The 14791-nt window shown below is 51.1% G+C and carries 16 protein-coding genes; 6 read left to right on the top strand and 10 right to left on the bottom strand.

Translation table 11 applies throughout. The annotated features are described in order from the left end of the window. The first annotated feature begins 154 nt into the window (after window positions 1–154). Window positions 155–1522 (top strand): anaerobic C4-dicarboxylate transporter DcuC, encoded by a 1368-nt coding sequence (dcuC, locus tag IB222_RS02400; protein WP_003828798.1) that lies wholly within the window; start codon window positions 155–157, stop codon window positions 1520–1522. A gap of 55 nt (window positions 1523–1577) precedes the next feature. On the opposite strand, the gene sspB is transcribed toward dcuC, so the two are convergent. From sspB to zapE, 5 genes are all read right to left on the bottom strand, one after another. Next, a complete protein-coding gene (gene sspB / locus IB222_RS02395) occupies window positions 1578–2081 on the bottom strand; it encodes a ClpXP protease specificity-enhancing factor (RefSeq protein WP_003025130.1) in 504 nt (167 codons plus the stop codon). A gap of 5 nt (window positions 2082–2086) precedes the next feature. Then, complete coding sequence (gene sspA / locus IB222_RS02390; RefSeq protein ID WP_003025132.1) at window positions 2087–2725, bottom strand: stringent starvation protein SspA; 639 nt, start codon at window positions 2723–2725, stop codon at window positions 2087–2089. 316 nt (window positions 2726–3041) lie between these two features. After that, window positions 3042–3434, bottom strand: coding sequence for a 30S ribosomal protein S9 (rpsI, locus tag IB222_RS02385; RefSeq protein ID WP_003025138.1), 393 nt, complete (start codon window positions 3432–3434; stop codon window positions 3042–3044). 15 nt (window positions 3435–3449) lie between these two features. Next, window positions 3450–3878, bottom strand: coding sequence for a 50S ribosomal protein L13 (gene rplM / locus IB222_RS02380; protein WP_003025141.1), 429 nt, complete (start codon window positions 3876–3878; stop codon window positions 3450–3452). A gap of 218 nt (window positions 3879–4096) precedes the next feature. After that, the gene (zapE, locus tag IB222_RS02375; RefSeq protein WP_126317333.1) at window positions 4097–5224 is read right to left on the bottom strand and encodes a cell division protein ZapE; all 1128 of its coding nucleotides are present in this window, start codon (window positions 5222–5224) and stop codon (window positions 4097–4099) included. A gap of 192 nt (window positions 5225–5416) precedes the next feature. On the opposite strand from zapE, the gene zapG reads away from it, so the two are divergent. The 3 genes from zapG (at window position 5417) to degS (ending at window position 8508) form a co-directional block, all read left to right on the top strand. Continuing rightward, window positions 5417–5815 (top strand): Z-ring associated protein ZapG, encoded by a 399-nt coding sequence (gene zapG / locus IB222_RS02370; protein ID WP_003025147.1) that lies wholly within the window; start codon window positions 5417–5419, stop codon window positions 5813–5815. A 168-nt stretch (window positions 5816–5983) separates the two neighbouring features. Continuing rightward, a complete protein-coding gene (gene degQ, locus IB222_RS02365) occupies window positions 5984–7351 on the top strand; it encodes a serine endoprotease DegQ (protein ID WP_003828805.1) in 1368 nt (455 codons plus the stop codon). Window positions 7352–7440: 89 nt separating this feature from the next. After that, window positions 7441–8508 carry an outer membrane-stress sensor serine endopeptidase DegS gene (gene degS, locus IB222_RS02360; RefSeq protein ID WP_149385008.1) on the top strand — a complete coding sequence of 356 codons (1068 nt, stop codon included), beginning with the start codon at window positions 7441–7443 and terminating at the stop codon, window positions 8506–8508. 183 nt (window positions 8509–8691) lie between these two features. On the opposite strand, the gene mdh is transcribed toward degS, so the two are convergent. Next, window positions 8692–9627 carry a malate dehydrogenase gene (gene mdh, locus IB222_RS02355; protein ID WP_008785953.1) on the bottom strand — a complete coding sequence of 312 codons (936 nt, stop codon included), beginning with the start codon at window positions 9625–9627 and terminating at the stop codon, window positions 8692–8694. Between the two features lie 436 nt (window positions 9628–10063). Here mdh and argR point away from each other — a divergent pair, with 436 nt between their 5' ends. Next, complete coding sequence (gene argR, locus IB222_RS02350; RefSeq protein WP_003025162.1) at window positions 10064–10534, top strand: transcriptional regulator ArgR; 471 nt, start codon at window positions 10064–10066, stop codon at window positions 10532–10534. A gap of 376 nt (window positions 10535–10910) precedes the next feature. Further along, the gene (yhcN, locus tag IB222_RS02345) at window positions 10911–11177 is read left to right on the top strand and encodes a peroxide/acid stress response protein YhcN (RefSeq protein ID WP_003828812.1); all 267 of its coding nucleotides are present in this window, start codon (window positions 10911–10913) and stop codon (window positions 11175–11177) included. A gap of 57 nt (window positions 11178–11234) precedes the next feature. Here the strand turns inward: yhcN and IB222_RS02340 are convergent, their stop codons facing one another. The 4 genes from IB222_RS02340 to aaeX form a co-directional block, all read right to left on the bottom strand. Beyond that, window positions 11235–11513 (bottom strand): hypothetical protein, encoded by a 279-nt coding sequence (locus IB222_RS02340; RefSeq protein ID WP_149385009.1) that lies wholly within the window; start codon window positions 11511–11513, stop codon window positions 11235–11237. 119 nt (window positions 11514–11632) lie between these two features. Beyond that, window positions 11633–13600 carry a p-hydroxybenzoic acid efflux pump subunit AaeB gene (aaeB, locus tag IB222_RS02335; protein WP_003828813.1) on the bottom strand — a complete coding sequence of 656 codons (1968 nt, stop codon included), beginning with the start codon at window positions 13598–13600 and terminating at the stop codon, window positions 11633–11635. A 5-nt stretch (window positions 13601–13605) separates the two neighbouring features. Further along, the gene (gene aaeA, locus IB222_RS02330) at window positions 13606–14538 is read right to left on the bottom strand and encodes a p-hydroxybenzoic acid efflux pump subunit AaeA (RefSeq protein WP_003828814.1); all 933 of its coding nucleotides are present in this window, start codon (window positions 14536–14538) and stop codon (window positions 13606–13608) included. A 7-nt stretch (window positions 14539–14545) separates the two neighbouring features. Then, a complete protein-coding gene (aaeX, locus tag IB222_RS02325) occupies window positions 14546–14749 on the bottom strand; it encodes a p-hydroxybenzoic acid efflux pump operon protein AaeX (RefSeq protein ID WP_003828816.1) in 204 nt (67 codons plus the stop codon). Window positions 14750–14791 lie beyond the last annotated feature (42 nt).

Raw genomic sequence — 14791 nt, 5'->3', positions numbered from 1 at the left:
ATCATAACCTTCTATTTTATAACGATAAATAATTACATCATTGAATTAAAAATAAGATATTCACTCCATAAAAAATGCCCAGAAAAATATAACATCCGTTTTGACAACAGCGTTATTACCGGATTTATCTTCTTCTCTGGCATGGAGTGAAACAATGTTCGGCATCATTATCTCTGTCATCGTTTTATTAACGATGGGTTACCTGATCCTCAAAAACTACAAACCGCAGGTCGTGCTGGCCGCCGCCGGGATCTTCCTGATGATCTGCGGCGTCTGGCTGGGCTACGGCGCGTTGGTCGCTGACGACAAAAGCAGTGGCTATCTACTGGTCGATATTTACAACGAAATTTTGCGTATGCTCTCCAACCGTGCGGCCGGACTGGGGTTATCAATCATGGCGGTGGGCGGTTATGCCCGTTATATGGACAGAATGGGGGCCAGCAGAGCGATGGTTAGCCTGTTAAGTCGCCCGCTCAAGCTAATCCGTTCCCCCTATGTAGTTCTTGCCGCCACCTATGTGATTGGTCAGATCATGGCGCAGTTCATTACCAGCGCATCCGGGTTAGGTATGTTGCTGATGGTGACGCTGTTCCCAACACTGGTTAGTCTTGGCGTGAGCCGTTTATCCGCTGTTGCGGTCATTGCCACTTCGATGTCGATTGAATGGGGCATTCTGGAAACCAACTCTATTTTTGCCGCGCAGGTCGCGGGCATGAAAATCGCCACCTATTTCTTTCAATACCAGTTGCCCGTCGCGTCGTGTGTCATTGTCGCCGTCGCCATTGCGCATTTTTTCGTTCAGCGTCAATTTGATAAAAAAGCCGCACCGGAAAGTAACGGATTTGCGGAACAAAAGACGCTGGAAAACGTACCTCCGCTCTATTACGCCATTCTACCTGTCATGCCGCTGATCCTGATGCTGGGCTCGCTTGCCCTTGCACAAATGGGACTAATGAAAGCAGAGTTGAATCTGGTGGTGGTGATGTTGATGAGCATGACGCTGACTATGTTTGTTGAATTCCTGCATAAACATAATCTGCGCGAAACGATGGATGATGTGCAGGCTTTTTTTGACGGCATGGGGACGCAGTTTGCCAACGTTGTCACGCTGGTGGTCGCCGGTGAAATCTTTGCGAAAGGGTTGACGACTATCGGGACTGTCGACGCCGTCATAAAAGGCGCAGAGCATTCCGGTCTTGGCGGCATCGGCGTGATGATCATCATGGCTGTAGTCATTGCCGCCTGTGCGATCGTCATGGGGTCAGGCAACGCGCCGTTTATGTCTTTTGCCAGCCTCATTCCGGATATTGCCGCCGGGCTGCATATTCCTGCCGTAGTAATGATTATGCCGATGCATTTTGCCACTACGCTGGCCCGGGCGGTGTCACCCATTACCGCGGTCATTGTCGTGACATCGGGTATTGCCGGCGTATCGCCCTTTGAAGTGGTAAAACGTACAGCAATCCCGATGGCAGTAGGATTTGTGGTGAATATGGTAGCCACCATCGCGCTGTTTTATTGATGCCAAAGCCAGAAAACAGAACAGGCCCCAAAGGGCCTGTTTTTTATTTCACTATTTATTTCACTACGCGCAGCGCTGGACGCCCACCGCGAGGCGGTGGCGGAGTATCATCCGGATCGTTGTCGTCGCCATTATCAGGCTTATCGCCATCAATGACCGACATGACCGTTTCACTCTCAAAACCAGACGCGTCGTTGTCGTCATCATTTAAGCTGGCAACATCTTCGTCGTAGGCGGCTTCCGGTTCGAACATCGTACCGGCGCCATTTTCACGTGCATAAATTGCCAGAACGGCAGCCAACGGCACAGACACCTGACGCGGCACACCACCGAAGCGCGCGTTAAAGCGCACTTCATCGTTAGCCAGTTCCAGGTTGCCCACCGCACGCGGTGCAATATTCAGAACAATTTGCCCGTCACGCGCATATTCCATTGGAACCTGCACGTCCTGGAGCGTCACATCCACCACCAGATGCGGCGTGAGCTGGTTGTCCAGCAACCACTCATAGAACGCGCGCAGCAGATACGGACGGCGTGGTGTTAGCTGTGGCAAATCCATACAGGTTAACCCCGGCCCAGACGCATTTCACGTTCAGGCTCAGTCAGAGAAGCCAGGAAAGAGTCACGTTCGAAGACGCGAGTCATGTACCCTTTCAGTTCTTTCGAACCTGCGCCGTTGAATTCAATGCCCAGCTGCGGTAAACGCCACAGCAGCGGCGCCAGGTAGCAGTCTACCAGGCTGAACTCATCGCTCAGGAAGTAAGGTTTCTGGCCAAATACTGGCGCAATTGCCAGCAGTTCTTCGCGCAGACGCTTACGCGCGACTTCGGCTTCAGATGCAGAACCGTTCACGATGACATTCATCAGCGTGTACCAGTCTTTTTCAATACGCTGCATGTACAGGCGGCTTTCACCACGCGCAACCGGGTAAACCGGCATCAGCGGCGGATGCGGGAAGCGCTCATCCAGGTATTCCATAATGATGCGAGATTCCCACAGGGTCAGCTCACGATCCACCAGTGTCGGTACGCTCTGATTCGGGTTGAGGTCGATCAGATCCTGAGGTGGATTGTCCTTCTCCACATGCTCAATCTCGAAACTAACACCTTTCTCAGCCAGCACAATGCGGACCTGATGGCTATAGATGTCAGTAGGACCAGAAAACAGCGTCATTACCGAACGTTTGTTGGCAGCGACAGCCATGAAAACCTCCAGGTATATTCAGAATTTTTACTGCTACCAGCCACTCAGTGGCCAGCCAGAAGTGATGTCACCCAGGCTCGGGAAAGTCATTGCTGTTCAAAATACAAACAAAAAATGAACGATACCGGACATTTGGGCAGAAAATTGGATGATAGTTTACCAGATTTTGTGACCTTTGTGGTGAGTCGATTCTTGAAATGGGGAAAAAGAGGTGGCAATCAGCGGATTAGCGTGGATCTGAGGCGAGAAATAACGATAAAAAAACCCGCCGAAGCGGGTTTTTTCGCAAATTGTCGTCTGCCGAAGCAGAGTACAATTAACGTTTGGAGAACTGAGGACGACGACGTGCTTTACGCAGACCGACTTTCTTACGTTCAACCTGACGAGCATCACGAGTAACGAAGCCAGCTTTACGCAGTTCGCCACGCAGGGATTCGTCGTACTCCATCAGAGCGCGGGTGATACCGTGACGGATCGCACCAGCCTGACCAGAGATACCACCACCTTTAACAGTGATGTACAGATCCAGTTTCTCAACCATGTCGACCAGTTCCAGCGGCTGACGAACTACCATGCGGGCAGTTTCACGACCGAAGTACTGTTCCAGAGAACGTTGGTTGATTACGATTTTACCACTGCCCGGTTTGATGAAAACGCGAGCTGCGGAACTTTTGCGGCGACCAGTGCCGTAGTATTGATTTTCAGCCATTGCCTATAATCCCGATTAGATGTCAAGAACTTGCGGTTGCTGTGCCGCGTGGTTGTGCTCGTTGCCAGCGTAAACTTTCAGTTTACGGAACATAGCACGACCCAGCGGGCCTTTTGGCAGCATGCCTTTAACCGCGATTTCAAGCACACGCTCAGGACGGCGAGCAATCATCTCTTCAAAGGTCGCTTGTTTGATACCACCGATGTGGCCGGTGTGGTGATAGTACACTTTGTCAGTACGCTTGTTGCCGGTTACAGCAACTTTGTCAGCGTTCAGAACGATGATGTAATCACCGGTATCTACGTGCGGAGTATATTCCGCTTTGTGCTTACCGCGCAGGCGCAGAGCCAGTTCGGAAGCCAGACGGCCCAGAGTTTTACCGGTCGCGTCAACAACATACCAGTCGCGTTTTACGGTTTCTGGTTTAGCTGTAAAAGTTTTCATTAAAAGCTTACCCAAATAAATAAGTTACACGTTGGTGAACACCCAAACGTTTTGTCAGTTGAGGTTCACACGACATTGTCCAGCAAACCTACCCCTTCGAATAGCCTATGCCGGCGCATAGAAAGTTTTGGGAAAAAAACTCTCTCGTAACGTGGGGTCGCAAGATTATAGAGAAGTCAGGGTCAAAGATCGACCCCTTTATGTGATTTGCGGCAGGTTTAACCGGCTAAATGTTCCCGTTTCAGATACTCTTCGCTTTGCATCTCCTGCAAACGCGACAAACAACGCTGAAATTCAAACTTCAGACGCTCGCCCTGATAAATTTCATAGAGGGGTGATGCCGCACTGACCACCAGCTTGACGTGGCGTTCATAGAACTCATCCACCAATGCGATAAAGCGTCGCGCTTCACTCTCCATCAGCGGGGTCATGACCGGCACATCAGACAACAGCACCGTGTGAAACAGACGCGACAACGCAATGTAGTCATGCTGACTCCGGGCATCGACACAGAGCGTGGTAAACGACACCGCCAGCGTCTGATTTTCTACAGCCAGGGTTTGCATAGGACGATGGTTAATCTCCAGCGTTGGCGCATGTTCACCTTTGGTTCCCGCTAATGCCAGCCAGAGCTTATCCATCTGCTGGCGGGTTTCCTCATTCAATGGCGACAACCACAAATGCGCCTGCGTTAAGGTACGCAGACGATAATCGACGCCGGCATCGACATTCATGATGTCACAATGCTGTTTGATGGCATCAATGGCAGGAAGAAAACGCGTGCGTTGCAAACCGTTGCGATATAGCTCATCTGGCGGAATATTGGAGGTCGCCACCAGCGTAATGCCACGGGCAAACAGCGCCTTCATCAGGCCGCCAAGCAGCATGGCGTCGGTGATATCAGAAACAAAAAATTCGTCGAAGCACAGCACGTCCGTTTCGGCCTTAAAGCGGTCGGCGATGATTTCCAGCGGATCGCTCTGCCCTTGTAAGGCAGTAAGCTCTTCATGCACGCGCAGCATAAAACGGTGAAAGTGCAAACGCTGTTTACGTTCGCCCGGCAGGCTATGGTAAAACAGATCCATCAGCCAGGTTTTTCCACGCCCAACTCCGCCCCACATATACAAGCCACGCACCGATGCGTTGATCGGCGACTCACGCTTGCCCAGCAATTTACCAAAACGCGCCATCAGTCCGCTCTCCTGCGGTGCAGGACGTGCTGGTGTCGTAAGCGCCTGGAAAATTGTTTCCAGTCGATTCACGGCTTCGAGTTGTACGTTGTCGGGCTGATGACTGCCGTCGCTGAGGGCTTGCTGGTAACGCGATGTCGGGGAAAGGCTTTGCATGATGTTATTGTTATTCCTTGAGAATCGATGTGCCGTCGCTCACGGTTGACGAAAAAAAGGCCGTTCTACATTACGTGATATAAACACGGGATTCCACTTCTACGGGATTAGCGGTTATAGTGGCATAATCAGGCGCAGGCATGGAGCCTAAAGCCAACACCCTACGGAAACACAAGACAACGGGAGATGTTCATGACCTGGGAATATGCGCTAATTGGGTTAGTCGTCGGTATCATTATTGGTGCTGTAGCCATGCGTTTTGGTAATCGTAAATTACGCCAACAGCAGGCATTGCAGTACGAACTGGAAAAAAATAAAGCTGAGCTGGAAGAGTACCGCGAAGAGCTGGTGAGCCACTTTGCCCGCAGCGCTGAATTGCTGGATAACATGGCGGACGATTATCGTCAGATTTACCAACACATGGCGAAAAGCTCCAGCAACCTGCTGCCGGGTATGTCGCCGGAAAACAACCCGTTCCGTAACCGTCTGGCAGAGTCTGAAGCAGGCAACGATCAGGCGCCGGTTCAGATGCCACGTGACTATTCTGAAGGGGCATCCGGCCTGCTGCGTAGCGGCGCAAAGCGCGACTAACCGCACATCGTTAAGAAATTTATTGGGCGCAGCAATTGCGCCCTCCGCTTCTCTTCCTGTCCCAGCTATTATTTAGTCGTTAGCCGCATTGTGACCTAACCGAAAATTCAATAACATCAACCTGTTTTGAATCATCTTCCGTTTACTCAAGGTACGAGAGCAGGATCCATGAAAAAACAAACCCAGCTGTTGAGTGCATTAGCGTTAAGTGTCGGGTTAACTCTCTCGGCGCCATTCCCGGCCATTGCGTCGATTCCCGGCCAGGTTCCCGGTCAGGCAGCGCTTCCCAGCCTCGCTCCGATGCTGGAGAAAGTGTTACCAGCAGTGGTGAGCGTAAGGGTCGAAGGCACCGCCACTCAGGGGCAGAAAGTCCCGGAAGAGTTCAAAAAGTTTTTTGGTGATGAACTTCCCGATCAACCTTCACAACCTTTTGAAGGGCTGGGTTCAGGGGTCATTATTGATGCCGCCAAAGGCTACGTCCTGACCAATAACCACGTCATTAACCAGGCGCAAAAAATCAGCGTTCAGCTTAATGATGGCCGTGAGTTCGACGCTAAGCTTATCGGCAGCGACGATCAGAGCGATATCGCACTGCTACAAATTCAGCACCCCAGCAACCTGACACAAATTGCTATTGCCGACTCAGACAAACTCCGCGTAGGTGATTTCGCGGTGGCTGTGGGTAACCCGTTCGGTTTGGGTCAAACGGCCACCTCCGGCATTGTATCGGCTTTGGGTCGCAGTGGATTGAATCTGGAAGGTCTGGAAAACTTTATTCAGACTGACGCTTCTATCAACCGCGGTAACTCCGGCGGCGCATTGCTCAACCTGAACGGTGAGCTGATCGGTATTAACACCGCGATTTTGGCCCCCGGCGGCGGCAGCATAGGGATTGGTTTTGCAATCCCGAGCAACATGGCGCGCACGCTGGCACAGCAGCTGATGCAGTTTGGTGAAATCAAACGCGGTCTGTTGGGCATCAAAGGCACCGAGATGACCTCCGATATCGCCAAAGCGTTCAAACTGGACGTACAGCGTGGGGCGTTTGTCAGTGAGGTTCTGCCTAACTCCGGCTCCGCAAAAGCGGGGGTGAAATCCGGTGACGTCATTACCAGCCTCAACGGTAAACCGCTTAACAGCTTCGCCGAACTGCGTTCACGCATTGCGACAACCGAACCTGGGACCAAGGTCAAACTGGGCCTGCTGCGTAACGGTAAACCGCTGGAGGTTGAAGTCACCCTCGATACCAGCACATCTTCGTCCGCCAGCGCAGAGATGATTGCGCCTGCGTTGCAAGGGGCCACGCTCAGCGACGGTCAGTTAAAAGACGGCACCAAAGGCATCAGAATTGATAACGTAGAAAAAAGCAGCCCTGCCGCACAGGCCGGTCTGCATAAAGATGACGTTATCATTGGTGTTAACCGCGATCGCGTAAACTCAATCGCCGAAATGCGCAAAGTGCTGGAAGCGAAACCGTCGATCATTGCTCTGCAGGTGGTGCGCGGTAACGAGAGTATTTACCTGCTCCTGCGTTAACGCATGCAACCGGACATCAGCCCCTCGTGTGATGTCCGGTAAACTCGTGATATGCTGCAGCCGTTCCCTTTATTAATGACGCCGCCATCATGTTTGTGAAGCTTTTACGTTCGGTCGCGATTGGTTTAATCGTCGGCGCCATCCTGCTGGCCGCGATGCCCTCTCTGCGAAAAATTAATACGCTTACCGCACCGCAGTTCGACAGTGCAGATGAAACGCCCGCTAGCTATAACCCGGCGGTTCGCCGCGCAGCGCCTGCCGTCGTGAACGTTTATAACCGCAGTATGAACAGTACCGCGCACAACCAGCTTGAGATCCGCACGCTCGGCTCAGGCGTTATCATGGATCAGCGCGGCTATATCATTACCAATAAGCACGTCATTAACGATGCCGACCAAATCATCGTCGCATTGCAGGACGGCCGCGTATTTGAAGCGCTGCTTGTGGGGTCTGATACGTTAACCGACCTTGCGGTGCTGAAAATCAACACCACTGGCGGGCTGCCAACAATCCCAATTAATAACAAACGCGTGCCGCACATTGGTGACGTGGTACTCGCCATCGGTAACCCGTACAACCTTGGGCAAACCATCACTCAGGGGATCATCAGCGCCACCGGTCGAATTGGCCTGAACCCAACAGGACGGCAAAACTTCCTGCAAACAGATGCTTCCATCAACCACGGAAACTCCGGCGGTGCGCTGGTCAACTCACTGGGTGAATTGATGGGGATTAACACGCTGTCATTTGATAAGAGCAACGATGGCGAAACCCCGGAAGGGATCGGCTTTGCCATTCCGTTTCAGTTGGCGACTAAAATCATGGATAAGCTGATTCGTGACGGGCGCGTGATTCGTGGCTACATCGGCATCAGCGGTCGCGAAATTGCACCACTGCACGCTCAGGGCGGCGGGATGGATCAAATTCAGGGGATTGTGGTTAACGAAGTAGCCCCGGACGGTCCGGCTGCGCAGGCAGGCATTCAGGTTAACGATCTGATTATCTCGGTCAATAACAAACCGGCAGTGTCTGCACTGGAAACGATGGACCAGGTGGCAGAGATTCGACCAGGTTCAGTTATCTCCGTTGTCGTGATGCGTGATGACAAACAGTTGACGCTGCAGGTAACGATCCAGGAATACCCAGCCACCAATTAACGTCACGTCTGGCGGCCTACTGACCATAAAAAACTGCACCTTACTTCGTTGGGTGTCCAACTTTTTGGGTGCAGTTCATGTTGGCTCCGGTTTTTTTTAGGCGATATCGTAGAGAGTTAGTACGTAATGCCTGATGGCATTACGCTTATGAGGCCTACAAATACATGCAGGCCTTTCTTCGCGTTACTTAACGAACTCTTCGCCCAGAGTAATATCTTTTTTCAGCGTATCCAACATGCCTTCCAGCGAGCTTTGTTCAAACGCGCTCAGCTTGCCGATAGACTGACGCTCTTCTACGCCGTTTTTACCCAGCAGCAGCGGCTGAGAGAAGAAACGAGCATACTGGCCGTCGCCTTCAACGTAAGCACATTCAACCACACCTTTTTCGCCGCTCAATGCGCGAACCAGGGACAGGCCGAAACGTGCAGCAGCCTGACCCATAGACAGGGTTGCAGAACCGCCACCAGCTTTGGCTTCCACAACTTCAGTACCCGCATTCTGGATACGTTTAGTCAGGTCAGCGGCTTCTTGTTCGGTGAAGCTTACGCCAGGAATTTGTGACAGCAGTGGCAGGATGGTTACGCCAGAGTGGCCGCCAATAACCGGAACTTCAACGTCGCCAGGTTGTTTGCCTTTCAGTTCCGCAACAAAGGTGTTGGAGCGGATGATGTCCAGCGTGGTCACGCCAAACAGTTTGTTCTTATCGTATACGCCTGCTTTTTTCAGCACTTCTGCAGCGATAGCAACGGTAGTATTCACCGGGTTGGTGATGATACCGATACACGCTTTCGGGCAGGTTTTAGCAACTTGCTGGACCAGGTTCTTCACGATACCGGCGTTGACGTTGAACAGGTCGGAACGATCCATACCCGGTTTACGTGCGACGCCCGCAGAGATCAGTACCACATCAGCACCTTCCAGTGCAGGGGTAGCGTCTTCGCCGCTGAAGCCTTTGATTTTCACAGCAGTAGGGATATGGCTCAAATCAACGGCCACACCAGGTGTTACTGGAGCGATGTCGTACAGGGAGAGTTCTGAACCTGAAGGCAGTTGGGTTTTTAACAGTAATGCTAGCGCCTGACCGATACCACCAGCAGCGCCGAGGACTGCAACTTTCATCCTAAACTCCTTATTATATTGATAAGCAAAATGTCTATTGCTCCGCGGCGGCGACCTTAATTCACAAATCCAATGAATACAACAACCACGCGTCAAGAATGCGTAGTCACGCAAATTTGGCTTTTATGCATTTAACTTACGTAAAATAAAACCTAAGTTACGTAATTCAAAACCACCCACACAGTAGAGCAACTTTCCAACAGGTGCTGACAATATACCCTACCCACCTCTCAAAACAACATCAATTTGATAACATTTAATTTACTTTTAACCTTATTTGCGAGCCGTGACACAGGCATGTTTCTTGATAACGAAATTTGATAAAATTCCGCTCTTTCATAACATTATTTCAGCCTTGAAAAAGGCAGACTGTTTGCATAAAAATTCATCTGTATGCACAATAATGTTGTTTCTACCGCCATATTACGGGTGACTTATGCGAAGCTCGGCAAAACAAGAAGAATTAGTAAAGGCGTTTAAAGCGCTGCTTAAAGAAGAAAAGTTCAGCTCTCAAGGCGAAATCGTCCTCGCGTTGCAGGATCAGGGCTTTGATAATATCAATCAGTCCAAGGTTTCACGCATGCTGACCAAATTTGGCGCCGTGCGTACCCGCAATGCGAAAATGGAAATGGTGTACTGCCTTCCGGCTGAGCTGGGCGTACCCACGACCTCCAGTCCGCTGAAAAATCTGGTGCTGGATATCGACTATAACGATGCGGTTGTGGTTATTCATACCAGCCCCGGCGCTGCTCAGTTGATTGCACGTCTGCTGGACTCATTGGGGAAAGCGGAAGGTATCCTGGGTACGATTGCCGGTGACGATACCATCTTCACCACCCCAGCTAAGGGTTTTACGGTAAAAGATCTGTACGAAGCCATTCTGGAACTGTTCGAACAAGAACTGTAATACCGCCTCCCCGCCGCCTCGCGGCGGGGGAAAACACTCTCTTTTCATCCCCCTCCTTCTCTTTTCCACTGCTATTGATTTAACAAATGGTGCGTTTAACCATCAAAATACATTCACATGGTGAATACGCAGCCTTAAAAACGCACATTTTGCAAAATCAAGTATCTGCATGATTTAATTAAATTTAATTTATACAAGTTGTTTAAAATGCTCTTTTTAATTCCATTGAGTTATAAGAAATCATTTTCTTAATACTCAAAACCCAATGAAACAATTAGCGTGGTATTAATTTATCGGGTGATTAGTGTATACTTGATTTTGTGATGAGGGTCACGAAACATAGACCCCAATAAAAGAATTCGACGAGGTAAATATCATGAAAATCAAAACTACTATTGCAACCTTAAGCCTTCTTTCTGTTCTCTCCTTCGGTGCAAGCGCCGCGGTTACTCAGGTGAACTCACAAGAAGCACAGAATCTGCAATCCATCGGTAGCGTCTCCGTCTCTCAGATCGGTAGTTCACCAATGGACATGCGCCAGGCCATCGCCGCTAAAGCTGAAAAAGCAGGCGCCAGCAGCTATCGCGTCACCGAACTCCGTGAAGGTGCTCACTGGCACGCTACTGCAGAACTCTACAAATAAACCCTCGTCGTCTAAGTCCGACGACTTGCCCCCGCCTGCCGGGGGCTTTTTTATGTCTTACATTGAGTGACGAACGTTAAAACGCAACTGCCCTTCCAGCTCTTCTTCCGCTTCATCGAACAGTAAAATCAATGCGCCGTATCGCCTGCGTAGTTTGTCAGGCAAATGGACAAATTCAATTTCCAGCGGCAGCGGCAAGACTTCCCCGATCACCACCTCCCACATAGAATCCAAATCAACCACCTTTTCCCGCGCCAGACCGAACGTGCGCGTGAACTCGCGATAGAAATCGCCCTGATCTTCTATCTCGTCAAAATCAAATGTATAGATGTTCATCTATAGCCACCATCCCGACGCCAGCTACTCTACAGACCGCCAATATTCAGGGGTCTCTCGCATTTTCAGGTAAGTATAGCCATAAAAAAACCGACGCTTTTAGCGTCGGTTTTCAACTCTTAATTACTGACCAGCGCATGCTGGTATTTGTGCAGCATCCCGCTGAGTCGTTTTACTGGCTCGGTAACCTGCGGTGGTGCTTGCCAGATAATTAATTTTTCCTGGTAGATATCAAGCTCCTCCAGTAACTGGCTAAAGTAGCGTCGGCGCTTGTCGTCATTTCCTGCTGAAATTACGTGATCGGCAGTTCGACGAAGCTGGCGATGGAATGCGGATAGATCCTCGTTTACCGGTACCGGCGCATCACGCAGGCGCTGGTGCGCGATGATCATCGTCAGCGCCAGGCGAAACTTAGCCAGGTCGCCAGGAAACTTGTTCATCAGCAAAAAAAGCTGCTGATAAAGTGCCGGAAGATGATTTTCTTTACGACGGACTACGTTGGTGGTCATCGCTGAAACCGCCGCCGAGACAAACTGGTTGAGCAACACGCGGCCCGTTCTGTCACGAGAGTTATCACGCACCAGCAGAATGACGATAAACGCCAACACGCAGCCAACAATTTGCCCCAACGCACTGTCAAGGAACTGGCTAAAGTGAAAGGTCATCGGGTTATCCAGCACAATGATATTAATAGTGCTGGCCAGCGCCCCCATCGATCCCAGCCGTCGTTTCTGTACCTCAATCCCCAGAAAGAATCCCAGCACCGCCAGGCTCAGGCACAGTAGGAACATACTTTGTTGCGTATTGGGGATAATCACCAGGAAATAGAGCGCTCCGAGCGGTAACGCTGCCAACGTCCCATAGATAAAGTCTATCGCCACCATGCGAGGATTTGGCAAACGCATTGCCAGCGAGGTGACGACCGCAATCATCACCATTGCGCCGCTGCCGGAGGTCCATCCGGTCCACAACCAGAATAAGGTTCCCAGCACACAAGAAAGCGTGGTACGCCAGAAGTTAACCATCGCATGATGACGCTCGGCAGACTCCACTTTCACCACCGGCTCACCTTGCAGGATCTCTTCTTCCGTAGCGCTAATCTTGGTATTACTCACCACACCACGTTTGAGCAGCAGGTAGCGCGTCGCAGCCCCCGCCCAGCTGTATATGGTGACCGGCGTTTCGCGCTCGCCAGTCCAGGCAATCACCCGACGCATCCGCTTCAGCTGTTTATGGACATCCTGCGCCGTTTCAACCGACGTATCGAACAACTCGCGGAAAGTATCAGTAATCAGTTCCGGTCGGGTGTTCTGAATAAGATAGGTTTCACAGGACTGCGTGATGAGCGTGAGCGACAGCGTGTTCAATGCTTTAAGCCTGCGGTTAGCACGCCCCCAGCGTGAAGACTCCATATTCAGGTTACTGCGCATACCTTCCAGCGCTGCCGTACGACGGACTAAATCGCCCCAGGCTTTATCCACAACCTCGCTGTCGCCGTGCTTAATGCACAACTGCATCAGTTGATATTGCGCCACCAGCAGGCTGTCCAGCTCAACATCAATCTCTTGTTTTATCGAACGGGGAGAGAAAAGCAGATCGGCCACAATGGCACAGACAATCCCCATCACAATTTCACTGCAACGTTCGAGCGCAAATTGTGGTGTCAGCAGCGGTTCAGCCTGAATGGTAATGACGATGATCAGCGCTGTATAGCCCGAAAGCCCCCAGGCATAGGAGTTCTCGATCTTCACCAGTGACGAGATCCAGGTACAAAAACCGGCCCAGATACAGCACACCAGTATCATCAATAACGGAGCGCGGATCATACTGATGATAATGATCAGTCCGGCAATACAACCGATAAATGTCCCGACAATACGCAGCATGCCGCGATAGCGAATAGCCCCTGAATAGGGTTCCCCACCCGCAGCAAAGGCCGGGCCTGCCGCCACAATAGCTGCAGTCAGCACCGCCCAACGCGGAGTCTCAAGTTGGAAGTGAAAACCAACGAACAGCGCCAGTACAATCGCGCATGCCAGTTTTACCGCAAAGCGGATATGCTGGTTGGCAATGGAGAAAATACCCATCGCGATTAACCAAACTCACGCAGGCGGTGCGCCATTTTACGGAAGAAGGACTCCTGGCTGGCATCACGGTCCTGCTTACCGGTAATGACAACGGTAGCCGTCGTCCCGGCAGGCCACAGAGTTCCCTGCTGCTCATCAAGGCGGATTCGCACCGGTACACGCTGCGCCAGGCGCACCCATTCCAGATTTGAATCAATGGTCGCCATACCTTTTGCATCCTGCGTACTGCTGGCATTTGTTACCCCCGCCGCCACGCTATCAACGGTGCCTTTTAAGACATTATTACTGCCAAGCGGGGTGATCTCAGCGCGATATCCAGGGCGAACGCCTTCCAGTTTGGTTTCTTCCATATAGGCCAGCACATAGAAAGAATGCTGTTTGACCAGTGCCACCGCTGTGGAACCACGCGTAATAAATTCGCCGCTATAGACGTTCAGGTTAGTGACCCAACCGTCAGCTGGTGCGCGAATGACGGTACGTTCCAGATCTAATTTTGCCAGGTCGCGGGTCGCTTGCGCTTTCGCAAGCTGGTGTAATACGGTTTGCAGGACGTTGTTTGACTGGTCAATCTCTTCACGAGACATGGCCTGCACGCCCAGGCGGTTACGACGACCAGCTTCCTGGCGTTTTTCCTGGGCCAGAACCTGATAATAAGAAACATCAGCTTCGGCCTGCTCAAGGGCTTTCTTGTAGCGTGGCTGATCGATGGTGAACAGAATCTGATCCTTTTTCACCAGTTGGTTATCATGGACGTTAACGTTGGAAATAAGACCCGCAACATCCGGCGCAATAGCGACAACTTCCGCGCTGAAACGCGCATCACGTGTCCATGGCGACTCGGTGTAATACACCCATGCGCGAAAAATAGCGATGAAGGCCAGAATGACCAGTACGAGAGTCGTGGCCGTACGGGAGAGTTTTTTTGTTAGTGTTTTCACTTCAACCTCAAACGAACAGGCGCGTTATTAAATAGAACAGGCAGCAATACAGCGCGGTGTTAAACAGAGCCGGATGCCAGACAAAATCATAGATGCCGGTTGGAACCAGCATCCGGCGCACCAGCCAGAAAATCGCCAGTGACAAAAGTAATTCGAAAAAAATCGGTGGGAAGGACAAGCCAAACACCACGATAACGGGAAACAGACTCATGTTGACCTTGGTAACTTAAGAGAGTGCAGGTGATAGATTTTC

It is taken from the genome of Citrobacter sp. C13 (assembly GCF_014596815.2).
GTDB lineage: Bacteria > Pseudomonadota > Gammaproteobacteria > Enterobacterales > Enterobacteriaceae > Citrobacter > Citrobacter portucalensis.
Note: the sequence above shows the minus strand (reverse complement) of the source record. Positions and strands in the feature narration are given on the sequence as shown.

Coding starts and splice junctions, on each gene's coding strand:
- dcuC (WP_003828798.1), top strand. CDS start 155: ATGTTCGGCATCATTATCTCTGTCATCGTTTTATTAACGATGGGTTAC.
- sspB (WP_003025130.1), bottom strand. CDS start 2,081: ATGGATTTGCCACAGCTAACACCACGCCGTCCGTATCTGCTGCGCGCG.
- sspA (WP_003025132.1), bottom strand. CDS start 2,725: ATGGCTGTCGCTGCCAACAAACGTTCGGTAATGACGCTGTTTTCTGGT.
- rpsI (WP_003025138.1), bottom strand. CDS start 3,434: ATGGCTGAAAATCAATACTACGGCACTGGTCGCCGCAAAAGTTCCGCA.
- rplM (WP_003025141.1), bottom strand. CDS start 3,878: ATGAAAACTTTTACAGCTAAACCAGAAACCGTAAAACGCGACTGGTAT.
- zapE (WP_126317333.1), bottom strand. CDS start 5,224: ATGCAAAGCCTTTCCCCGACATCGCGTTACCAGCAAGCCCTCAGCGAC.
- zapG (WP_003025147.1), top strand. CDS start 5,417: ATGACCTGGGAATATGCGCTAATTGGGTTAGTCGTCGGTATCATTATT.
- degQ (WP_003828805.1), top strand. CDS start 5,984: ATGAAAAAACAAACCCAGCTGTTGAGTGCATTAGCGTTAAGTGTCGGG.
- degS (WP_149385008.1), top strand. CDS start 7,441: ATGTTTGTGAAGCTTTTACGTTCGGTCGCGATTGGTTTAATCGTCGGC.
- mdh (WP_008785953.1), bottom strand. CDS start 9,627: ATGAAAGTTGCAGTCCTCGGCGCTGCTGGTGGTATCGGTCAGGCGCTA.
- argR (WP_003025162.1), top strand. CDS start 10,064: ATGCGAAGCTCGGCAAAACAAGAAGAATTAGTAAAGGCGTTTAAAGCG.
- yhcN (WP_003828812.1), top strand. CDS start 10,911: ATGAAAATCAAAACTACTATTGCAACCTTAAGCCTTCTTTCTGTTCTC.
- IB222_RS02340 (WP_149385009.1), bottom strand. CDS start 11,513: ATGAACATCTATACATTTGATTTTGACGAGATAGAAGATCAGGGCGAT.
- aaeB (WP_003828813.1), bottom strand. CDS start 13,600: ATGGGTATTTTCTCCATTGCCAACCAGCATATCCGCTTTGCGGTAAAA.
- aaeX (WP_003828816.1), bottom strand. CDS start 14,749: ATGAGTCTGTTTCCCGTTATCGTGGTGTTTGGCTTGTCCTTCCCACCG.